General features: G+C 63.1%; 18 protein-coding genes and 2 pseudogenes. 15 read left to right on the forward strand and 5 right to left on the reverse strand.

What is annotated here, in order from left to right; genetic code table 11:
- Nucleotides 1-148 precede the first annotated feature (148 nt).
- From L8U58_RS01690 to L8U58_RS01715, 6 genes and pseudogenes are all read left to right on the forward strand, one after another.
- Nucleotides 149-1,003 carry a siderophore-interacting protein gene (locus L8U58_RS01690; RefSeq protein WP_051873816.1) on the forward strand — a complete coding sequence of 285 codons (855 nt, stop codon included), beginning with the start codon at nucleotides 149-151 and terminating at the stop codon, nucleotides 1,001-1,003.
- Nucleotides 990-2,360, forward strand: a complete 1,371-nt coding sequence (locus tag L8U58_RS01695; protein WP_051873817.1) for an MFS transporter — start codon at nucleotides 990-992, stop codon at nucleotides 2,358-2,360. Before L8U58_RS01690 ends, L8U58_RS01695 begins: the two co-directional genes overlap by 14 nt.
- 422 nt (nucleotides 2,361-2,782) lie before the next feature.
- Nucleotides 2,783-3,094, forward strand: a complete 312-nt coding sequence (locus tag L8U58_RS01700; RefSeq protein WP_230580187.1) for a hypothetical protein — start codon at nucleotides 2,783-2,785, stop codon at nucleotides 3,092-3,094.
- A 248-nt stretch (nucleotides 3,095-3,342) separates the two neighbouring features.
- The gene (locus tag L8U58_RS01705) at nucleotides 3,343-4,935 is read left to right on the forward strand and encodes a type I restriction enzyme subunit R domain-containing protein (RefSeq protein WP_420839823.1); all 1,593 of its coding nucleotides are present in this window, start codon (nucleotides 3,343-3,345) and stop codon (nucleotides 4,933-4,935) included.
- A 199-nt stretch (nucleotides 4,936-5,134) separates the two neighbouring features.
- Nucleotides 5,135-5,633 (forward strand): annotated as a pseudogene (locus tag L8U58_RS01710) (DNA methyltransferase); the annotation flags it as partial.
- Nucleotides 5,634-5,743: 110 nt separating this feature from the next.
- A pseudogene (locus L8U58_RS01715) lies at nucleotides 5,744-6,791 on the forward strand (integrase core domain-containing protein).
- A gap of 178 nt (nucleotides 6,792-6,969) precedes the next feature.
- Here L8U58_RS01715 and L8U58_RS01720 read toward each other — a convergent pair.
- A complete protein-coding gene (locus L8U58_RS01720; protein ID WP_269954551.1) occupies nucleotides 6,970-7,662 on the reverse strand; it encodes a DUF1707 SHOCT-like domain-containing protein in 693 nt (230 codons plus the stop codon).
- A gap of 249 nt (nucleotides 7,663-7,911) precedes the next feature.
- Here L8U58_RS01720 and L8U58_RS01725 point away from each other — a divergent pair, with 249 nt between their 5' ends.
- Nucleotides 7,912-8,064, forward strand: a complete 153-nt coding sequence (locus L8U58_RS01725) for a hypothetical protein (RefSeq protein ID WP_269954552.1) — start codon at nucleotides 7,912-7,914, stop codon at nucleotides 8,062-8,064.
- Between the two features lie 46 nt (nucleotides 8,065-8,110).
- Here L8U58_RS01725 and L8U58_RS01730 read toward each other — a convergent pair whose 3' ends face one another.
- Together L8U58_RS01730 and L8U58_RS01735 are read right to left on the reverse strand one after the other, a co-directional pair.
- Nucleotides 8,111-8,350 (reverse strand): carboxymuconolactone decarboxylase family protein, encoded by a 240-nt coding sequence (locus tag L8U58_RS01730; protein ID WP_420839818.1) that lies wholly within the window; start codon nucleotides 8,348-8,350, stop codon nucleotides 8,111-8,113.
- 57 nt (nucleotides 8,351-8,407) lie between these two features.
- A complete protein-coding gene (locus L8U58_RS01735; RefSeq protein ID WP_269954553.1) occupies nucleotides 8,408-9,142 on the reverse strand; it encodes an IclR family transcriptional regulator in 735 nt (244 codons plus the stop codon).
- Between the two features lie 58 nt (nucleotides 9,143-9,200).
- Between L8U58_RS01735 and leuC the strand changes: the two genes are divergently transcribed.
- Together leuC and leuD are read left to right on the forward strand one after the other, a co-directional pair.
- The gene (gene leuC / locus L8U58_RS01740; RefSeq protein WP_269954554.1) at nucleotides 9,201-10,622 is read left to right on the forward strand and encodes a 3-isopropylmalate dehydratase large subunit; all 1,422 of its coding nucleotides are present in this window, start codon (nucleotides 9,201-9,203) and stop codon (nucleotides 10,620-10,622) included.
- Between the two features lie 109 nt (nucleotides 10,623-10,731).
- Nucleotides 10,732-11,328: a 3-isopropylmalate dehydratase small subunit gene (leuD, locus tag L8U58_RS01745; RefSeq protein ID WP_269954555.1), complete on the forward strand. Its 597-nt coding sequence runs from the start codon at nucleotides 10,732-10,734 to the stop codon at nucleotides 11,326-11,328.
- Nucleotides 11,329-11,331: 3 nt separating this feature from the next.
- On the opposite strand, the gene L8U58_RS01750 is transcribed toward leuD, so the two are convergent.
- A complete protein-coding gene (locus L8U58_RS01750) occupies nucleotides 11,332-12,315 on the reverse strand; it encodes an NUDIX hydrolase (RefSeq protein WP_274706438.1) in 984 nt (327 codons plus the stop codon).
- Between the two features lie 164 nt (nucleotides 12,316-12,479).
- On the opposite strand from L8U58_RS01750, the gene L8U58_RS01755 reads away from it, so the two are divergent.
- Both L8U58_RS01755 and L8U58_RS01760 read left to right on the forward strand, forming a co-directional pair.
- Nucleotides 12,480-13,484, forward strand: coding sequence for an NAD(P)H-dependent glycerol-3-phosphate dehydrogenase (locus tag L8U58_RS01755; RefSeq protein WP_269954557.1), 1,005 nt, complete (start codon nucleotides 12,480-12,482; stop codon nucleotides 13,482-13,484).
- 57 nt (nucleotides 13,485-13,541) lie between these two features.
- Nucleotides 13,542-14,663 carry a D-alanine--D-alanine ligase family protein gene (locus L8U58_RS01760; RefSeq protein WP_269954558.1) on the forward strand — a complete coding sequence of 374 codons (1,122 nt, stop codon included), beginning with the start codon at nucleotides 13,542-13,544 and terminating at the stop codon, nucleotides 14,661-14,663.
- A 615-nt stretch (nucleotides 14,664-15,278) separates the two neighbouring features.
- On the opposite strand, the gene L8U58_RS01765 is transcribed toward L8U58_RS01760, so the two are convergent.
- Nucleotides 15,279-16,361 carry a DUF3515 domain-containing protein gene (locus tag L8U58_RS01765; protein WP_269954559.1) on the reverse strand — a complete coding sequence of 361 codons (1,083 nt, stop codon included), beginning with the start codon at nucleotides 16,359-16,361 and terminating at the stop codon, nucleotides 15,279-15,281.
- Between the two features lie 79 nt (nucleotides 16,362-16,440).
- On the opposite strand from L8U58_RS01765, the gene L8U58_RS01770 reads away from it, so the two are divergent.
- The 4 genes from L8U58_RS01770 (at nucleotide 16,441) to L8U58_RS01785 (ending at nucleotide 21,954) form a co-directional block, all read left to right on the forward strand.
- Nucleotides 16,441-17,439, forward strand: a complete 999-nt coding sequence (locus L8U58_RS01770; protein ID WP_269954560.1) for a thiamine-phosphate kinase — start codon at nucleotides 16,441-16,443, stop codon at nucleotides 17,437-17,439.
- A 9-nt stretch (nucleotides 17,440-17,448) separates the two neighbouring features.
- A complete protein-coding gene (locus tag L8U58_RS01775) occupies nucleotides 17,449-18,183 on the forward strand; it encodes a uracil-DNA glycosylase (protein WP_269954561.1) in 735 nt (244 codons plus the stop codon).
- Between the two features lie 96 nt (nucleotides 18,184-18,279).
- Complete coding sequence (locus L8U58_RS01780; RefSeq protein ID WP_269954562.1) at nucleotides 18,280-19,785, forward strand: DAK2 domain-containing protein; 1,506 nt, start codon at nucleotides 18,280-18,282, stop codon at nucleotides 19,783-19,785.
- A gap of 3 nt (nucleotides 19,786-19,788) precedes the next feature.
- Complete coding sequence (locus L8U58_RS01785; RefSeq protein WP_070551599.1) at nucleotides 19,789-21,954, forward strand: ATP-dependent DNA helicase RecG; 2,166 nt, start codon at nucleotides 19,789-19,791, stop codon at nucleotides 21,952-21,954.
- Nucleotides 21,955-22,000 lie beyond the last annotated feature (46 nt).

Raw genomic sequence — 22,000 nt, forward strand, 5'->3', positions numbered from 1 at the left:
CGATGGTTTGAGCATTACCGAATACCGAAAAGTCAATGTAGCGTGACATCGAAACTGTCTAAAAAAACGTCCGCATCCCCTTTTGAGCATTAACCCGGTTCCGGTGTACGATCCCTCTTAAGGTTAAGCTAACCTAAGAAAGGCTTACATGTCCAAACGACGCAATCTGCTTGAGAGCACCGCGAAGTCGACGATCCGTGCGGTCTACTCGCGGTCCATGGCGCTGCCACCGGAGCGCGACCACTGCCCCCAGTTCTCCGCTCGCGTCACCGCCGTCACCGACCTGACGCCGGCGTTCCGCCGCGTCACGATCACAGCCTCGGAGATCTCAGACGTGGCGCTGATGGGTCCGGATGAGTATGTGGGTCTCTTCATGCCGCCGCCCGGGCAGGGCCTCCAGATGCCCGACTACGCAGGTCTCAACCCACGATCGACTCTCTCGCGCATTCCGGAGGCCTCCCGCCCCGATCTGCGGTGGTACACAGTGCGCGAACATCGCGCGGCGCTCGCTGAGATCGACATCGACATCGTCAGCCGCGGACACGACGGTCCCGGCGCCCGCTGGATCACACGGGTGAAACCTGGCGATCCGGTCGGCCTGCGCTTTCAGACCGCGCCTTACGGCAGTGCTCCCGATGTCGGGCACCACGTGCTGATCGCCGATGAGACCGGTCTTCCCGGTGTGCTCGAAATCCTCTCCGCTCACAAATCGGACCCCGAGCTGCGCTTCAGTGCGATCGTCGAGGTGCCGAGCGAGGACCATGTCCTGCCGGGTACGCGCGAAGCCGGCATCGCCGTAGTGTGCCGCGGTGGAGACGACCCCGGTTCTGCGCTCGCCGCTGAACTCGGCCAGCAGCAGTTGGGCAGGATCGACTACGGATGGGTGTGTGCCGAGGCCAAGACTGCCGCGCTCGGACGGCGCTTCCTGGTCAAGGAATGCGATGTCCCCCGCCGTCAGGTGATGAGCTCGGGCTTCTGGAAGGTTGGTCGTGCGCGCCTCTGACACACGAATCCGCAACGGATCCTCGAAAACCCGGCTCAGCGAACGGCGCTTCCTGCTGCTTCTTGCGCTGTATGCCTCCCAGTACTTCGGCATCGGGTTCCTCATGACCGGCGCTACGGCTATCCTCCGCGAGAAAGGGGTCGCACTCGAATCGATGGCAGCCGTGAGTGCCCTGGGGATGCTCTGGGCGGTGAAGTTCCTGTGGGCACCAGTGGTCGACCGATTCGGCCGCAACCGGGCCGGGGGCCACTACCGCAGCTGGCTGCTCGTTCTTCAGCCGCTTCTCGCCTGCGTCCTTGCGGTCATCGCCTGCCTGCCGGATGTGCGCGCACAGTTCGGGGTCTTCCTGCTGCTGGCCGCCGTCTACATCCTCCTCTCGGCGACGCAGGACGTAGCGGCCGATGCCTTGGCGATCTCTTCGATCCGCAGTGATGAACGCGGATTCGCCAACGGCGTCCAGGTTGCCGGGAGCTACATCGGCCTCATCGTCGGAGGCGGACTCACGACCGTGATCTACGGGTGGGCCGGCTGGTTCGCCGCCCTCGCGACTCTTGCTGTGCTCACCCTCCTGCCGACGCTGCTGATCGCCGTGAGCCCTGAACCCCCAGCCAGCGCCGAGGCGCGGGCCGCGCGGATCTCGGTGAACACCATCTGGACGGTGGTGCGCCAGCGGGGCGCGGGGATCTGGATGCTGCTTGTGGTGCCGATAACGTGGATGGGCCTCACTGCAGGCTACAGTCTCATCACCCCGAGCCTCATCGACCAAGGTTGGAGCGCCGAAGAGACAGCCACCCTGACTACGCTGCTCGCTGGTGTCTGCGGGACAGCTGCCGCCCTCGGCACAGGGGTGCTGATCCAGCGCTTCGGCAGGGAGCGCGTCCTGCTGGTCGGCTGTGCACTGGCGGTTATCGGAATGGTCGCGTTCCTCCCCGTCATCTCGGGTGTAGCATCCACGGTCTACATCGTCGCGGTGACGATCGTGTTCTTCCTCGGCTACACCGCCGGCTCCATCATCGTGTACTCGATCAACATGGACTACTCGCGTCCGGGCAGCGCTGGGTCGGACTACACCACGCTCGCCTCGTTCGCCATGCTCGTGTCCTTCGGCGCTGGCGCGGTCTCCCTGTCTGTGGCCGGCCAGCTGGGCTACGTGTCGGTGTTCGTCGGTTCGAGCATCCTCTACGCCATCGGCGCGGCACTGACCGTGTGGCACCAGCGGCGATACCGGACGCAGACGCTCAACCACGGCGCCGGTCGCGCCGTGCTGCCGGTCGAGTCGGCCGCTGCGGGGCCCGAATCGGTCGTCAGCACCGCTCTCAGCGCGACTGCACCTGACCGGGAGGAACGTGAACGCTGAACCCGGCGCTTGCGCGTGTTCCGTCGGCGGGGTGCAGTGCCAAGTCGTGCCGGCCGAGGCTTCAGTCGTCTGAGAGGTAACCGGTCTCCGGGTCGATCTCGGCGAGGAAGTCGCGGATCGCCTCGATGTGGTCCTCATCCGTCAGCGTGGAAGACGGATAGGTCCCGCCGGCAAAGCCGTAGCCCGGATTGGGTCCGGTGAGCCAGTCCTAGTGATACTCCTGCAGATCACTGAGAAGGTCGATCCAATCACTGGTGTTCGCTCGCGTAGTAGGCAGATCATCTTCCCGCGCTTCCACCAGTGGGAGGCCGTCACTAGTTTGCTCGAGACCACGAGCGCTGAGGGGGGCGGGTAGTAAGTACCTGATCTAGCACTCTGCAGGATCAGGAAAAACGAACTCGATCGCGTGGCTGGCTCACGGGCTGGCGAACCTCCACAACGCCGATATTTCGAAGACTTTTGATTCGGTGATTGTCGTGACAGATCGTACCGTGCTCGATGACCAGCTTCAGAAGGCAATCAAGGCAATTGAGGGCACGAGGGGTTTGGTCGAAACGATTAACGCTGACGAGGTTTGTAAAGCGTCAGCTACCTCAAAATCGGACCTGTTAGCCAAGGAACTGAGTAGCGGCAAGCTCATCATCGTCACGTTCCAGACTTTCCCGTTAGTGCTTGAGGCGCTTGCGCAGCAGGGTGGGCTCGCGGATCGCAAGTTTGCGGTAATCGCGCACTAGGCGCACTCATCTCAGACCGGTACAAGTGCTCAGAAGCTGCGACAGGTTCTTTCACAAGCAGAGGTCGAAGCCCTCGAGGGCGGTGGCGAGGTAAGCGTCGAGGACGTGCTTGCCGGTGAGATGGCAGCGCGGGCGACAGCTCAGAACATCTCGCTCCATGCATTTACTGCTACGCCGAAGGGCAAGTCGTTGGAGATGTTTGGCGCCCTGGTGCGGATGGGTTGCCACAGCCTTTCCACGTGTACACGATGCAGCAGGCCATCGAGGAGGGTTTTATCCTTGATGTGCTGCGTAACTACACGACTTATGAGACGGCTTTCCAGCTCGCTCAGAGAGCTGGTGGTGCTGTTGGTGGTGAAGATCTCGTCGATGAGGGCACCGCGAAAGAGAGCCTCATGCGGTGGGTGAGTCTGCATCCGGCAAACATTGTTCAGAAGGTTCAGATCATCGTCGAGCATTTCCGCGAGAATGTTGCTGAGCTCCTCGATGGACACGCTAAGGCGATGGTGGTGACCTCGAGCCGAGCCGCTGCGCTGAAGTACAAGATGGCAATCGATGCTTATGTTGAGAAACACAATTACCCATTGGGAACCTTGGTGGCGCTCTCCGGAAGCTTAACCGCTGAGCAGATTGATGATTTCGTGCCCGGAGTGCAGGAGCCATATACAGAAACGAACATGAACCCTGACCTGCGCGGGCGCGGGATTCCACAGGCGTTCGCGGGCGATCAGTTCCAGGTTCTGATTGTTGCCAACAAGTACCAGACGGGCTTTGATCAGCCGTTGCTGTTCGCGATGTACGTGGACAAACGCCTTGACGGGATCGAAGCGGTCCAGACGCTTTCCCGTCTGAACCGTACCCTGCCGTCGAAGGGTAAAGACACCATGTACATTCTTGACTTCGTCAACGACACGGACACGATCCTCGACGCACTCCTGCCGTACTACCGCACTGCCGAAATCATTGAAACTACCGACCCAGACCTCGTGCATGACCTTGCGCGGAAGCTTGAAATTGCCGGGATCTATACGAAGGATGACGTGGATGCCTTCGCGCAGGCATTCATCATCGAGAAGAAGCACGGTAAGCACACTGCACCGCTGAAGCAAGCCGCTGATCGGTTCAATGACCACTACGTCGCAGCCTTGGCCGACAACACAAAGGCCGAGATTGACGAGCTTGACCTCTTCCGCAAGGACGTTGGCTCATTCGTGCGCCTCTACGATTTCCTGTCTCAGGTTGTCGACTATCAGGACACCGACCTCGAGAACCTCGCCCTGTTCCTCCGGCTACTACGACCGCGACTTACTGGTCGCAAGACTCCAGAAGAGCTGGACTTTAACAACATCGAGCTCACCCTCATCAAGCAGACGCGCCAGAGCGAAGGAGCTATTTCACTCGGCGGCGACGGCGAGAATCTCAACCCGATGGGAGTTGGCGGTGGACGTTCGCGCGACCCGCACCTGGTGGCCTGGGAAGAAACCCTGAACAACATCAATTCCCTGTTTGAGGACGAAGAGTTTGACCCTGGTTCAGTGGAGTCTTGGGGACAGGGCGTCGTCACGATTCTGGTTCAGAATGAAGAGATTAAGGATCAGGTCAACGCAAACACCAAGGAGCAGTTTCGTGAGTCGCAGACGATCGAAACTGCCGTCACGAATGCGGTGCTCGATCACCAGGACTCCCAGCAAAACATCATGGAGAAGTTCTTCGAAAGCGCTCATCGTAAGGGCCAGATCATTAAAGAGATCTCCGACCTTGTTTACTGGGAGCTTCGCCACCAGGCTGAGAAGGATACACAGCCTCAAGACGATGAAGAGGATGACGTCGACCAGGAGTAGCAATTGCTGCGCGCGAAATCCCGACTGGTTCACCCCTCTACGGAAGACAGCCGGGGTAGCGGCGTGCCGGACACTCAACGGTTAAGCAGCCTAATCTCCAAACGACGGCGACGGTACGAATTCCCAGTTCATAGCCGGTCTCGGCGCTATCGGATAGCACCACTCCGCACTGGGGTCTTGTATCCATCGTGACCAGTTGTGCGACCTGGCCTGTGGTTCTGGCAACTTCCTGCTTCTGGCGTATCGGGAGTTGCGGTATTGAAACAGACATCATTGTCGCTATCCGCCAGCGCCGCGGTGAATCGGGCATGTCGCTAAGCATTGAGTGGGAGCAGAAACTGTCCATTGGTCAGTTTTACGGCTTTGAGTTGAATTGGTGGCCTGCCAAGATTGCTGAGACTGCCATGTTCCTTGTAGTCCATCAGGTGAATAAGAAGCTTGCCAACGCTGTGGGTAGGCCACCGGAGCGGTTGCCGATTAAGATCACCGCCCACATTCACCATGGCAACGCCCTGCGGCTTGATTGGGCGGATATACTCCCGACTTCTGCCGCCAAGAACTTTATCTTCGGCAATCCTCCCTTCCTTGGGGACCACACACGAACACCGGAACAACTAGAGGATCTCAAAGCCGCGTGGGGTGGCATACCGGTTTCTCGACTCGTTTTTGTGACAGCGTGGCATGCTAAAGCGCTCAGCTTTGAAGCGTCCTGGGTTTAGTTCCTACCTCAGGTAAGGGAAGGATTAAGCACTATGCCCAGAAGTATTCCGTCGAGTTCAAGGAAAAGTCGGTCCATCAGATCATCGAAATGGTCCGCTTGGAGTTCTGCTCACTACAGCGTGCCTACGAACAGGTCGGCGAGCTCCTCGGCGTATCACGCCACACACTGCGGGCGTGGTACCGCGACAGTGCCTCCACACGAGACGGCCGCACAACGCCGGATAGCGAAACAATGGAAGAAGAGCTCAAGCTTCTGCGCCGAGAAAACCGTGAACTGAAACGAGCAAACGGGATTCTTAAAACTGCTTCGGCTTTTTTCGCAGCGGAACTCGACCGCCCCACGACCAAATGATCTCCTACATCGACGCGTATAAAGATCAGTTTGGGGTCTGGGGCCATCTGCCGCGTCCTTCGACAAGCAGATCGTGGATTTATCACCTCACGCGGCTGCCAGAAAGCCTCTCAACGTATCCCAAGTGCGAGAGCGTTAAGCGATAGCCTGCTTATCCCAGAGATTCCACGCGTGCATGCGGAGAATTTCTCGGTCTACGGTATCCGAAAAATGTGGCACGCTATGAACCGCGAAGGCTTTCATATCGGTCGTGACAAGACTGCCCGGTTGATGAAGCTAGCAGGTGTTTCCGGCCGCAGTCGCGTACGACACCCGGTAACAACGGTAAGCCCAAAGACACCTGATTGTCGCCCGGACCTGGTGCGACGAAGCTTTCGTGCGCACACACCGGGCAGGCTTTGGGCTGCCGATGGAGACTTTAGAGCACGCTTTAACCACTGCTGGAAGAATCCATGGCAACCAGTTGATTCACCATAGTGATCGGGGCAGTCAGAATGTGTCGTTGAAATACTCTACGGCTCTAGCTGAGTCTGGAATCCAGCCGAGTGTGGGAACAGTCGGCGACTCCTATGACAACGCATTGGCGGAGACAGTCAATGGGCTCTACAAAGCTGAACTCATCTACCCTCAAGGCCCGTGGACGTCAGTGGGAGAAGTTGAGTTGGCGACCTTGCGGTGGGTGCATTGGTGGAACACCACGCGCCTTCACGAAGCATTGGACTACACCACCCCACAAGAAATAGAAACCGAGTATTATCTCACCCAGCCCGTCAGTACGGGGTAGGAAAAGAAGCGGAACTAAACCCAGGACGCTTCAGTTCTTGCAGAAACCTAGTTCTGGCTGGTAGTTGAAGTTGGGGTTTCGCTGGTTTATAGCTTGGCTTACTTCGAGAAGGAGCTTAATTGGTTATCGTGCAAGGTTTCTTCGGTTTGGATAACGGTGTGACTGTTTTTAGTCGAGCCTAACCCCGCACAACCTTCACGGTCACACCGCCGAAAATCGACAGCCCGCGGATCAGCAGCAGGGGAGCGTCTTCCGGCAAACTGTTCGGGTGGATCGCGCCGTTCTCCACCACTAGCTCGTTGCCGCCGAAAATAGCCAGGCCACCCATATCAATGCGCACACCCTCCGGCACCAGCACATCCGCACCGCCAAAGCAGCTATTCAGCCATAGCGTGGTCACCGGATCGCTGAACCGGCATTCCCGCAGGTCAAAGTCCGAACCCCCGAAGATATTGAAGTTCCAGTGAGCCTTCGGCACCTGCCACGCCGCCTTCGTCACCCCGCCGAATATCGCCAGGCTGAAACCTGTCTCGGAGCCCCCGCCAGTCACCAGCGACCGCGACCGTGCAAGCACCATTTCGCGGTGGCGTTGGGCGTCCGAAGCCTGGTGAGCAGCCCACTCAACGTCACTCGGCGCGCGGTGCGCAACCGCAGTGCTCGCGCCAGGTCCAAAGAGCAACCCCGCAGGCTCATCCACGAGATCATCCAGCAAGTCCACCAACTCGCTACGCTGGGTAGCAGCATGCGCCTGCCCCGACCTCTCGTCGAACTCAGTAAGAGTCAACTGCCCATCGGCCATAGCCCCGGACAGCACCTCCACAGCGGCGGATCGTTCCTGGTCAGTGCAGCGCTTATCCTTGTAATCGCTCATACTTTTACCCTACTAAAGGAGTCCCCCATTCTCTCCCCATATCGTGTAAACCTGGACTGGCTCTGGGGCACCCCACCCGGCAACGACGGCACACCCGCCACTGTCCGCGCCGCTCTTTTTGGTATTGACGCCCACACCTCAGCCGAAGCCTGGCTCCGTACCCTCTCGGCGGACGAGGACGGCCGGCGGGGTGAGGGAGGCTGGGGCGCCGAACTGGCCAACCCCGACGACACGACTGGCCCGGCCTTGGTGGACATCACCTCCGCGGGCGAAGACGTGGCCGACGGAATCGAGGACGGCACGCAGAACCTCTACGAGTTCCTGGCAGAGCGTGCCAAGCGTGCCGACATCCCCGGTGCCAGCGAGCTGACGGTGGAGTGGCGCGAGCTGCCGCGTACTTAATCCTCCAGCGGTCCGAGCTCCGCTACCAGCACCTCCTGGGCGACCTTCATCGCCGACAGGGCAGCAGGCTGCGGTCGCGGCGGGCCAGACCGTCGCGCGTCCACACGGAACCCCACACGGTCTCGGTGACGTGCTTCTGCAGCGCCTCGCCGTCGGAGCCTGCGTTACGTTCGAGGGCGGCATCCACGAATGCATCACCCATGACTTCCCGGCGGACCTGAATGCCCGCGTGGTATCGCTTGTCGTTGGTGGCCGGATTCTGGTTTGCGGAGTTTTCGCTGGTCATGGTTGTGTTTTTCCTAAGGAATCGGGGCTCTAAAAAACTATTTCAGAAGGCCTTGCGCTACTTCCGCAGCAGATCCTCCAATAGCCGGGCGGAGTTCTTCAGCTCCGCGCCGAACTTCTCCGCCGGGTGGTCGCCCATGCGCGCCACGGGGCCAGAGATGGAAAGGCAGGCAATCACCGTTCGGTTCTGCGCGTCCGCCCCGAAGACCGGCACAGAGGCCGAAGCTAGGGAGGGGTCGCGCTCGGCGGAGGATTCTGCGATCCCGTCGGCCGCGATTTTCTCCAAGTCCTCGCGCGTGTACGCGGCCTGGGGGAGCACCTGGTTCTGGAACGCCTCCGGCGCATAGGCAACCAGCAGCTTCGCCGCGGAGCCCGCGTTCAACGTCATCCGGTGGCCCACCGGAACCGTGTCCCGCAGACCAGTGGCGGGCTCGGCGTTGGCGATGCACACGCGCTCCATCCCGGAGAGGCGATATAGCTGCACGGATTCGCCGGTCTTTGTCATGAGGTCGGGGAGGATGAACTCTGCGGCGTCCTCAAGACGAGAAGAGGTAGACGGCGCCATCTCGGACAGGGCTGGGCCAGTGACCCACGCACCGTCGACCCCGCGCTCGATCAACCGGTGCTTTTCCAGTGCGACGGCGATACGGTGCGCGGTGGCGCGCGGCAGGCCGGTGATGGCGCACAGGTCGGAAAGGTTGCGAGGTTCTGCTGCGATGACCGATAGGATGAAGATCGCTCGGTCCAAAACTTGAATGCCGCTTGTTGCGGGAATTTCCGTATTGTGTCCCATGATTTGATACTATACATTCCATCCAGTGGAACTGTATAGCGGACACAGAGGAGAGACCGTGACGAACCAACCCTTAACCCTCGCGGAAAAAGTCTGGCGCGACCACGTCGTCGCAGCGGGCGAAAATGGCGGACCCGACCTGCTGTACATCGACCTGCACCTGGTTCATGAGGTTACCTCGCCACAGGCCTTCGACGGCCTGCGACAGGCCGGCCGCACGGTCCGCCGCCCGGATCTGACCATCGCCACCGAGGACCACAACGTCCCCACCGTCGGAGTGAAGAGCGGCGATCTGCAGGAAATCCAGGAGCCCACCAGCCGCCTGCAAGTCTCCACCCTGCGCGACAACGCCAAAGAATTCGGCATCCGCCTGCACTCCATGGGCGACATTGAACAGGGCATCGTCCACACTGTTGGCCCCCAGCTGGGCCTGACCCAGCCTGGCATGACCGTCGTCTGCGGCGACTCGCACACCTCCACCCACGGCGCCTTCGGCTCCATCGCCATGGGCATCGGCACCAGCGAAGTCGAGCACGTCCTGGCCACCCAGACCCTTCCGCTGAAGCCTTTCAAGACCATGGCCATCGAGGTTTCCGGCGAACTGCAGCCGGGCGTGACCTCCAAAGACCTGATCCTGGCCATCATCGCCAAGATCGGCACCGGCGGGGGCCAGGGCCACATCATCGAATACCGCGGCGAGGCTATCGAGAGGCTGTCCATGGAAGCCCGCATGACCATGTGCAACATGTCCATCGAGGCCGGCGCCCGCGCGGGCATGATCGCCCCCGACCAGGTGACCTTCGACTACCTCGAAGGCCGCCCGCACGCGCCGACGGGCGCGGACTGGGACGCCGCCGTGGAGTACTGGAAGTCCCTGCGCACCGACGACGATGCGCAGTTCGATACCGTCGTCCACATCGACGGCTCCGCACTGACCCCCTTCGTCACCTGGGGAACCAACCCCGGCCAGGGCCTGCCGCTGGCAGAATCCATCCCGCAGCTGGAGGACTTCACCAACGACAACGACCGCCTCGCCGCCGAGCGCGCCATGGAGTACATGGACCTCAAGCCAGGCACCCCGCTGCGCGACATCAAGATCGACACGGTCTTCCTCGGCTCCTGCACCAACTCCCGCATCGAGGACCTGCGCGCCGCCGCGGACGTCCTCAAGGGCCGCACCGTCGCCGACGGCACGCGGATGATCGTTGTTCCTTCCTCCACGCGGGTGAAGATGCAAGCGGAAGAAGAGGGGCTCGATCAGATCCTTATTGACGCCGGGGCGGAGTGGCGCACCGCAGGTTGCTCCATGTGCCTAGGCATGAACCCGGACCAGCTTGCCCCGGGTGAGCGGTCGGCCTCCACCTCCAACCGAAACTTCGAAGGCCGCCAGGGCAAGGGCGGGCGCACGCACCTGGTCTCCCCGCCAGTTGCCGCCGCCACCGCCGTGACGGGCCACCTTGCAGGTCCGGCGGATCTGTAAAACAGACCGCTAGATACCCGCACAAGACCCGCCCAAAAATTTTTTTTTCGAGCCTCCCCGACAGCGAACTAATCAGCAGGTGGGGGAGCAGAAAGCAGAAGAGAGCATCATGGAAAAGTTCAACACCCACACTGGCGTGGCGGCACCGCTGAACCGCTCGAACGTCGACACCGACCAGATCATCCCCGCCGTCTACCTGAAGCGCGTGACCCGCAGCGGATTCGAAGACGGCCTTTTCGCCGGCTGGCGCAAGGATCCGGAGTTCATCCTGAACCAGGAGCCCTACAAGAACGCCTCCGTGCTGGTGGCCGGCCCGGACTTTGGCACTGGCTCCTCCCGCGAACACGCCGTCTGGGCGCTGATGGATTACGGCTTCCGCGTGGTTCTTTCCTCCCGCTTCGCGGACATCTTCCGCGGCAACTCGGGGAAGGCAGGCCTGCTGGCCGCCCAGATGGAACAAAGCGACATTGAGCTGATCTGGAAGCTGCTGGAACAGCAGCCGGGCGCGGAAATTACCGTGAACCTAGAGGGCCGCACCGTCACCCTGGGCACCCACACCTTCGGCTTCGACGTGGACGACTACACCCGCTGGCGCCTGATGGAAGGACTGGACGACATTGGCCTGACCCTGCGCAACGAGGAAGCCATCGAGGCCTTCGAATCCCAGCGCGCCAGCTTCAAGCCACGCACCATCCCCGCCAGCTAGCGCCTACTTAACGGACAGTGGGCTGGCTAGGTAGTCCAGCCCCAGCAGCTTATCCCCGGCGAAGTGCAGCACCCACGTGCTGGACTTCTTCACCCGCATATCCTCAATCTCCACGTCGTGCTCGCCCGCAACGCGGGCCAGCACGCCCGGGATCACCGTGCCCTGGGCAACGACCATCGACACAGGCGCGGTCGTGGCGGCGTGGAACGCATCCACCGCTGCATCCGAATCGGCAGCCCACCCTGCATCGCCCAGGTTGGCGTCATAAGAAACTTCCAGGCCCAAGTCCTCAGCGATAGGCGCAGCCGTGTGCTCGCAGCGCACCGGCACGGCAGACGCGATCGCCTCCGGGCGGTAACCCGACAGCTCAGAGACCAGCAGTTCCGCCTGGCGGCGGCCCTTCTTCGTCAGAGGGCGCAGGTCATCATCGCCAGCCCAGCCCTCGCGGGCGTGCGCCTTCGCGTGGCGGACGTACAGCACACGGCGGTCGCAACCCAGCTGCAGCAGCCCCATGGCGGCATCCACGACCTTGAGGTCAGCCTCGTAGCTCAGCAGCTCCTTCGCCTCGGCAGGGGAGACCCAGCGCAACTCGTCGGACTCCTCGTTGGCCTCGAACTCGCCGGACAGGTGCTGGGCAGTCCAGTAGTACACCACCTTCGTGCGCGAACCGACCGGGTAGTGGACGTACCCCAGAAGCCAGCCCAAGCGCACGTCAAAGCCAGTCTCCTCCCAGATCTCGCGCATGGCGGTACCCGGCAAGTTCTCGCCCGGATCGACCTTGCCCTTCGGCAGGGACCAGTCATCGTAACGGGGACGGTGGATCAGGGCGATCTCCACGTCCGTGGACTCTGGGGCGGAAGGGGTGGAGGCGGCGGCGTCCTTAGAAAAGCGCCAAATAACGGCACCCGCGGCGAAGGTGGGGCGGGCAAACTCCTCGCTGGGGCGGGATCCGATGCGGGTCACGTGCCCCTGATCGTGCCGCGACATGGCCAGGGACGTAGAAAGATCGCCAGTTCCTGTGTGAGTGATCACTTTTAAAGGGATCCCTTTCGATAGACTATTGCCGACAATCGTATAACGAACCCAAAAGTTATATCGAACTCAAGCAGACAAGTAAGCGCACGCAGTGCAGGTGGGAAGGCAACAAGCAGATGGTGCAAGTAGCAGTGATGGGCGCAGGATCCTGGGGCACGACTGTTGCCAAGGTATTTGCCGACGCCGGTAACGAGGTCCGCCTCTGGGCACGCCGTTCCGAAGTCGCCGAGGACGTACGCGACAATCACCGCAACAGTGCCTACCTGGGGGATATCGAACTGCCGGAATCACTGACCGGGACTTCCGACCCCGCCGAGGCCCTGGACGGCGCGGAGATCGTGGTGCTGGGTGTGCCTTCGCAATCGCTGCGCGGGAATCTGGAGAAATGGACAGAGGCCGAACTGATCGGCCCAGACGCCTCCCTGGTGAGCCTGGCCAAAGGCATCGAACATTCCAGCGGCCTGCGGATGAGCCAGCTGATCTCCGAAGTGGCGGGCGTGCCCAGCGAACGCGTGGCCGTGCTGACCGGGCCGAACCTGGCGCGCGAGGTGGCACAAGGCCAGCCCGCCGCAACCGTCGTGGCCTGCACCGACATGGACCGCGCGAAGCTGATCCAGGCAGCCGTGGCCGCGCCGTACTTCCGCCCGTACACGAACACGGACGTCATTGGCTGCGAGATCGCAGGCACGTGCAAGAACGTCATCGCGCTGGCGGCGGGCATTGCCGCGGGCATGGGATTCGGCGACAACACTGCCGCGACCGTGATCACCCGCGGCCTGGCGGAGACCACCCGCCTAGCCCTGGAAGTCGGCGCGGACGCGCGGACACTCAGTGGCCTGGCGGGCATGGGCGACCTGGTGGCAACGTGTACCTCTACTCTGTCGCGCAACCGCCGATTCGGCGAACACCTGGGCAAGGGGGAGACCCTGGAAGAGGCTGCTGCCTCGACTAAGGGCCAGGTTGCCGAGGGTGTGGTCAGCAGCCAGTCCGTGTTCGAGCTGGCGGGGAAGGTCGGCGTGGAAATGCCGATCACGGAAGCCGTCGTGGGAGTGTGCCACGAAGCCGCAGACGTGCAGCAGGTGATGATGGGGCTGCTTGGGCGCAGCCGGAAGGCAGAGTAGGGGAAACTGCGGGGCGGTGGGGATGTGGCGTCCAGAAAAGGGCTAAGGTAAAAACCCGTGAGTAACGAACCCAAGAAGCACGCACGAACCACCGTCGCCGTTCTGTACGGCGGGCAGTCGACTGAGCACTCCGTATCTTGCATTAGTGCAGGTGCGGTGATCGACCACCTGGATCCCGAGATCTACGAGGTGGTGCCAGTCGGGATTACGGAAACCGGCGCGTGGGTGCCGGGGACGACGGATACTACGCAGCTGCGCGCGGATGGGCGGGACATGCCGCGCGTGAAGGACGACGGTGTGCACGTGCAGCTGACTTTTGGCGGCTCGGCTGGCTCGGCTGACTCGGCTGAGGGCGGCGCTGGCGAGATGCGCTACGTGACCGGCCCGCAGGCAGGCGAGGTGTTTGCCCAGGTAGACGTTGTGTTCCCCGTGCTGCACGGCATGAACGGCGAGGACGGCACTGTGCAGGGCGTTCTGGATCTGGCGGGCGTGAGGTATGTCGGCAACGGCGTGCTGGCGTCTGCGGCGGGCATGGACAAGGACTTCACCAAGCGGCTGGCACGCGAAGCCGGGATCCCCGTCGGCGAGGAGCTGATCCTGTTCCAGCCACGCGAACTGACCGCGGAGGAAAAGGAGCGGCTGGGGCTGCCCGTGTTCGTGAAGCCCGCGCGCGGCGGATCCAGCATCGGCATTTCCAAGGTGGACAGCTGGGAGGACTTCGATTCCGCCGTTGACCTGGCCTTTTCACACGACGGCAAGGTGATCGTGGAGGCGATGATCCACGGCGCCGAAGTCGAATGCGGTGTGCTGCAGCACGCGGATGGCTCGATCGTGTCTTCTGTTCCGGCGATGCTGAACGGTACTGAGGATGGCGCCGAAGGGTTCTATGGTTTTGACGCCAAGTATGTCGATTCGACCGTCTCCGCCACCATCCCGGCGCCGCTGCCTGCGGAGACGTTGACGGAGATCCGTCAACTGGCCATTCGCACATTCAACGCGCTGGGGTGCGACGGCATCGCGCGAGTGGACTTCTTTGCCACGGAAAACGGGCCCGTGTTGAACGAGATCAACACGATGCCTGGGTTTACCCCGATCTCGATGTATCCGAAGATGTTCGCCGCTGATGGCGTGAGCTTCGGCGACCTGGTCAGCGCGCTGATCGCCCGCGCCCTGGCCTAGTGACATTTGGCGCGGGGAGTGTCTGTTTTAGCCAGCTGCGGGGGCAGATTTCCGTTCTGACGGCATTGGGGCTGGGTGTGCCTATTGTCAGCCTGCGTGAGGGAGGGGGTGTGTCGGAACGGTTGTAGTTTTTGGCCGCGGAGGGCGGGGCAGTGCCGGGACAGTTGCAATATTTTGGGCCGCGGAGGGCGGGGCAGTGCCGGGACAGTTGCAGTTTTTTGGGCCGCGGAGGGCGAAAGTGTCGGAAAAGTTGCAGTTTGTTACTGGGGCGCATTTTCAATATTGCAAACCTGCTGGTCAGGAGCTTTTTGCTCGCGAGGGTGCGAGAGACAAGTTTACGTTCTGCAACTTTTCCGACATTTAGCGACATTTAGCGACATTTAGCACTTATAGCATGGTGCGCGTGAGGTTCCTGTTGCAGCTGGGAAGCGCCGGACTGCGGGGAAGGGCTGCTTCTGCTGGGCCTGGGGGCTGCTTCTGCTGGGCCTGGGGGCTGTTGCAGCTGGGAAGTGTGGGACTGCGGGGAAGGGCTGCTTCTGCTGGGTCTGGGGGCTGTTGCAGCTGGGAAGCGCCGGACTGCAGAAGTGAGCTGCAGAGGTGAGCTGCAAGGGCGGGCTACTGCTGGGCAGGGGCAGGCTGCTTCTCAGTCTTCTTAAGGGAAGAGGAGATTGCACTGGTCACGGAGGCAATGACCTCGTCGCCGGCGGATTGAGGCATCGCGAGGCCGACGATCTGTTCGTGGCCAAGTGCATACCAATGGCCCATGGTTGAGCCTCGCGAAAGCGAGGGGTCGGAGAACCAGGGGACGTCGTCTACCTGGGTCAACTGGGCTCCCGGGGCGTAAGACTTTGGTATGGCCAAGCCACAGCGAATGACCACCGGCTCACGGTCGTCGGCCAAGTATGTGGCCGAGCCGCTGGGGGCCTTGTCAAGTGCGGAGCGGCTCACATCTTCGGGAAGGGAACCAAATTTGGCCTGGTCAGAGAGTCTGCCGGAGCCCGTGGAAGTGTGGACCAGGCGCCAGCTGCCCAGTGCGGTCGGCAGGGAGTCGAGGAACTTACGGCACGCGGGAGAATCAGTCTCGCCACCGGAACCGTCGGAACCGCCAGCCACCGGAGCATCGGACAGGGGGTAGGGGGCGGGCTTTGCTGGAGAGTTGGCGTCATAAATAGAAGAAAGAGCGGAACCCACCGCGCCGAGCGCGCCACCCACATCCGCCGACGTCGTCACCGCCACCGCGGGCGACCCCCCGACCGCATACCAAGTCCGCAGGTCAGAGCCAGGAGTCGCATCGGACACAGCCGTCCAGCGCACTTCCCCCGCAGAAAACACCGGCGACAACACTGTGTACTGGTCGGGGACGTTCACTCCGCAGCGCACGGAAAGCTCCGCGCCGGAAGAGTCGCGGTACCCGGCAGCACCCGAAGGCGCGGGCTCCCGAAGTTCCACAGCGCGGAAGCGCCCCAGGTCGCCCGGCAACCTATCCACGAAATCGGCGCACACCTGCGACGACGCCTCCGGCGCATCCACCGGCCCCATCGCCATCGGTGCGTACACCTTCCGATCCACCGTGATCTTCGCAGCCGTAATCACCGCGATAATCAGCGCAACGGCCAGCACCGTCGACAGAATAATCAGGTACCGCGGGGTATCAACGGCACGCGGGGTGGAGTCGGGGGAGGAGGCTTCGTCACTCATAGCGCACCATCTTAATTAGACTGTTCGCGGGATCCCAAGGTGACCCCGCCCGCACACCGCACTACGGAAAGACTGTTGCATGCGCACTTCACTCACTGTCGCCGAGGCCGGCGAGGCCGCCACCATCGCGGCGATCCGCAACGCCGCGCCGAGTTCTCTTAATGGTGATGACGCCGCAGTGTTGGAACCCGCCGGTACCAATTCACGGCACGTGTGCTCGACGGACATCCTCGTTCAGGGGCGGCACTTCACGTTCGACTACTCGACTCCGTGGGAGGTCGGGGTGAAGGCGGTGACGCAGAACTTCGCGGACATCCAGGCGATGGGCGCGCGGCCGACGGCGATTCTGATGGCGATTGCCACGCCGGGGGATCTGCCGCTGCAGACGGTGGCGGATATTGCGCGCGGGATCGACGAGGCCGCATCGCCGTGGGCGGCGGAGCTAGTTGGCGGGGACGTTGTGACCAGCAAGGACCTGGTCATTTCCATCACCGCGATGGGGGAGCTTTCCGGCCCGGCCGCGGCTTTGACGTTGGATGGCGCGGGCGTGGGGCAACGGATCATCGCCAGCGGGCCGATTGGCTACAGCGCGGCTGGCCTGGCGATTCTGCGGCACTATGGTTCGCGCAAGGCGATCCCGGCCGACGATCCGATCCTCAACGAGCTGGCGGATTGGCACTGTGCCCCGCGCCTGCAGCCGGGCCGTGGCTCCGTTGCGCGGGCGACGGGTGCGAGCGCCATGACCGATAACTCCGACGGGCTGATCGTGGACCTGTGCGCCATCGCAGAGCGTTCCGGGGTGTGCCTGGACTTGGACGGGGCGGCGCTGGTGCCCGACGAGAAGCTGCGGCACGCGGCGCAGATGACGGGCAAGAACCCTCTGGAGTGGATCTACACCGGCGGCGAGGACCATACTCTTTTGGGAACTACGGACGCCCGCATGCCCAGCGGCTACCGCCGCATCGGGACTGTGCGCAGCCTCTCGGAGGAGGTTGGGGAGGACCCGGCTGGCGGGTTGGATTACGTGCTGGTCGACGGTGGCCGCCCGCCATTTACAAACGGCTGGCAGTCGGTGTAGGCAGTGGATATGGACTCTGCACAGGCACAAGCACATGCACAGGCGCAAGCGCAGGCGCACCAGCTGATCGAGCGCATCCACCCGGCGTGGTACCTGCCGGGGCTGCAGTCGGTGCTGGCCGGTGCGCTGGAGGAGGCCCAAGCTGCGGCAGGCCGGGCACAAGCTGCGGCAGGCCAGGCGCAGCGAGCGCAGACCCTGCCTGCGCCAGAAAAAATTCTGCGAGCCTTCGAAGTCGACCCCACCCAGGTGAAAGTGCTGATCGTCGGGCAGGATCCGTATCCCACGCCCGGGCACTCAGTGGGGCTGGCGTTCTCCGCGGAGCTGCCCGCGGGCGAACCGCTGCCGAAGTCGCTGAAGAACATCTACATCGAGTACACAGACGACCTCGGGCTGCCCGCCCCTGCCGACGGGGATCTCTCCCCGTGGGCCGACCGTGGGGTGCTGCTGCTCAACCGCGTCCTCACTGTGCAGGCGGGCAACGCGGGCAGCCACCGCGGCCGTGGCTGGGAGGCCATCACGGAGGCCGCCGTCCGCCAGGTTGCCGCCAACCCGCACTTCGCCGCGATCCTGTGGGGTAAGCAGGCCCAGCAGCTCGCACCCCTCATCGGCCCGGAGCGCTGCGTGATGTCCCCGCACCCCTCGCCGCTGTCCGCCTACCGGGGTTTCTTCGGTTCGCGACCGTTTAGCAGGGCAAATGCGATCCTCCAGGCTTCCGGCGGTGCGCCCGTCGACTGGCGGCTCTAGCACCCTCAACGCGCCACGATCCCGCAAACCGCCCTGCTGTCCGGCTGGTTCGCTAGGGTAGTGGGAGTGAAATCTAGGAAGGCAGAGGCGCAACCGGTGGCAGAAGCACAGCCGGTGAATCAGGCACCCGCCCAGCTCGACGCGCAGGTTGTCGCCCAGTGGGCGCGGCATTCCGCCAGCCAGTTGCGCGAGAACTGCCAGGCCATCAACGCCCTCAACGTCTTCCCGATCCCGGATTCCGATACCGGCTCCAACATGGCCCACACCATGGCCACCGCCGTCGCCGCCGTTGATGCGCTGCCGGAGGGCGCAACCCTTTCCGAAGTCACCATCGCCCTGGCCACCGGCGCTGTCCGCGGCGCCCGCGGCAACTCCGGCCTGGTGCTCAGCCAGGTGATGCGCGCCCTCGCCGAAAGCGCCTCCAAGGGGCACATCGACGGCCCCGCTGTGGCCGACACTTTGTCGCAGTCGGTGGGCTTCGTCCGCGCGGCGATTTCCTCGCCTGTCGAGGGCACAGTCATCACCGTCCTCGATGCCGCCGCAGCCGCCGCCCACAATGGTGATCCGCAGCTTTCCGCCGTCGCTTCCCGCGCGCTGCACGCCGCCGAGCAGGCCCTGGCCGATACCCCCAACCAGTTGCCCGTCCTCGCCGAAGCGGGTGTTGTCGACGCGGGCGGCCAAGGCCTCGTGGTGATCCTGCAGGCCCTGGTCGATGTCCTGGAGGGTGCTGGTTTTACTGATGACGCCCCCACGTCCGACCACGACCGAACCCAGCAAGAAGTCGAGGTGATGTTCTTCTTCGAGGGGAACCTGGATGCCCTGCGGGAGTTGCTGGAGGCCCACGGCAACTCCGTGATCGTGGGGCCGCTGGCCCCGGAAGCCGGCACCGCGCACGTGCACACCGACCAGGCCGGCCCGGTGATCCAAAAAGCCTTCGAACTGGGCACCGTCACCGATCTGCGCATCGAGGTTCTGCCCGCCGACGGGGAAGCCAGCCACCCCGGAATCCAGGGCGCGCCCGCCCCGACGACCAGCCAACCCAAGGCGGAAAACCACGGGCCGTTCATCGTGGCGCTCACGCCCACCGGCGGAGTGGCCCAGTTGTTTGAGGCCGCTGGTGCTGTGGCTGTGGCGTCACCAAACAACAAAACCTTGGGCGAAGCAATGCGGAACCTGGGCAGCGGACCGGTCGCCGTGCTGACCAACGGGCAGGACATGTCGGTGCTGCGCGGGCTGGATGGGGCGCGCGAGATCGACATCATCGACACAAAATCGCTGGTCGGCGGCCTAGCGGCGCTGGCGGTGAACGATCCCGGGGTGGACTGGGACGACAATGTCGAAGAGATGATCGACGCAGTAGACTCGCAGCGTTACGCCACCTGTCCGCCAGAAGGCATGGTCGATACGCTGAGCTCTATGCTGGCCGACGGCGGCGAGCTAGTCACCCTACTGTGGAGTGCCCCGGCAACCGATCAGGCGACCATCGAAGGGCTCAAGGCCACGTTCGCGGAGCTCTACCCGGACGTGCAGATCGACGACCACCGCATCGAACTACAAGGCAACGACTATGACCCGCGCCTGGTGCAGATCGGAGTGGAATAGCCCATGTTGGGGTGGCAGGACCCGCGCCCGCTATCGGTAGCGATCTCCAACGACCGCGCCAAACGGCTGGCGGATAAACCCGGGATCAAGACGATCGCGGATGCGGTGCTGAACTTCCCAACAACCTACGCGCGGCTCGGCTCGCCGCAGAGCCTGGACGAGCTGCGCGTGGGGGAGAAGTACACGTGCGCCGGAGAGATCCTCCATGCGGCTGAGCGGGAGAACCTCTCCGGGCGCGGGCCGCGGAAGTTCCTTTCCTTCACCTTCACCGACGGCGTGCGGAACTTCCGCTCCGCACTGTTCGGGAACGTGGCCTACCACCGGCAGCGCATCAAGAAGGGCTCGATGATGCTGCTGCACGGCAAGCTATCCGAGTTCAACGGCCAGTGGGAGCTCAAAAACCCCAGCTACGTATCCATCCTGCCCGCCCTGGATGCGGAGTTCGGGATGTTCGGGCCGCTGAAGACCATCGTGGACGTCATGGGGTCGGAGACCGCCGCGCAGGAACTGCTGGCCAAGCCGTGGATGGCGGGCTACAAGCGCCGCCCCGGCACCTCCACCGCGGAGATGTTGGGCGTGATGGACCACGTGTTGCGGGTAATGGACGAGCCCGGCGAGTTCCTGCCCCTGCCACGGCGCAACCCCGGCGCGCCCGCCTGGCCCGTCGACGGAAAGGGGCGGCCATTGATCAGCTTCGCCGACGCACTACGGCACATTCACCAGCCCACCGAAGCCGGGCCCGAACCCGCCCGGCGCAGGCTGAAGTTCAACGAGGCGCTGGAGTTGCAGCTGGTCATGGCTCTGCGACGTAGTGACGCCACGAAGCGCACCGGCGTGGCACTCGCGCCGGGGGAGAACGTGGGGAAGCTCATTGCGGGGCTGCCCTTCGACCTCAGCGCGGGACAGAAAATGGCGCTGGAGGACATCGGATCCCGACTGGGCGGGACGACCCCGGCGAATCTGCTGCTGCATGGCGAGGTCGGCTCCGGCAAGACGATGGTGGCGCTGATAAGCATGCTGTGGGCCGTGGACTCCGGCTACCAGTGCGCCTTTATCGCGCCGACGGAGATCCTGGCCGTGCAGCACGCCCGCAACCTAGTGAAGATGCTGGAAAACACCGACGTGCGGGTATCCGTGCTGGTTGGATCCCAGAAGCAGGCCGACAAGCAGCGCACGCTATTGGATCTGGTGTCGGGGCAGACCGACATCCTGGTGGGCACGCACGCGGTGATCCAGGACTCGGTGGAGTTCTATCGCCTGGGCATGGTCATCGTCGACGAACAGCACCGCTTCGGCGTGGAACAGCGCAACAAGCTGCGGGAATCCGCGCCGGTGGACGCGACCCCACACATGATGGTCATGACCGCCACCCCGATCCCGCGGTCGGTGGGAATGACAATGTTCGGCGACCTGACGCCCATCACGCTGGTCGGCAAACCCGGCGGACGCGGGGACATCGAAACGGTTGTAGTGCCCGCCGACAAATACCACTGGGTGCGGCGGGCCTGGCAACGCATGCGTGAGGAAATCGACGCTGGCGGGCAGGCCTACGTCGTCGCGCCCCGCATCGACGGCTACTCCGGCGTGGAACAATGGAGCGAGCGCATCGCCACGCAGGAACTCCCCGGCTGCAGCGTGGCCATGCTGCACGGCAAAATGGACGCCGCCGACAAGGACCGGGTGATGCAGGACTTCGCCGCCGGGAAGATCGACGTGCTGGTCGCCACCACCGTCATCGAGGTCGGCGTGGACGTGCCGAACGCCTCCATGATGATGATCCTGGAGGCCGAGAATTTTGGCTTCTCCCAACTCCACCAGTTGCGCGGGCGCATCGGCCGCGGGCGGCGGGATTCGCTGTGCCTGCTGCACACCACCGCCGCGCCGGATAGTCCCTCCTTCCACCGCCTGCAGGTGGTGGCCGACAGCAACGACGGATTCCGCCTGGCCGAGGAGGACCTGAAGATGCGCACCGAGGGAGACATCTTGGGCGAGGACCAGTCGGGGCGGTCGGCGCGAAGGGCGTCACTACTAGACCTCAGCACCGACGGCGAGATCATCGAATCTGCGCGCGACTACGCGGAGGCGCTGGTGGCCTACGACGAGCAGCTGGCGCGCTCGCTGGTGGTGGACATCGAGATCGACGACCAAGACTACATCGAAAAGAGCTAGGCGGCAAGAGCCAGGCGCCAATACCAAGGCACTGCATTGCTAGACT

Origin of the sequence: Corynebacterium macclintockiae (assembly GCF_027570165.1) — a bacterium.
Lineage (GTDB): Bacteria > Actinomycetota > Actinomycetes > Mycobacteriales > Mycobacteriaceae > Corynebacterium > Corynebacterium macclintockiae.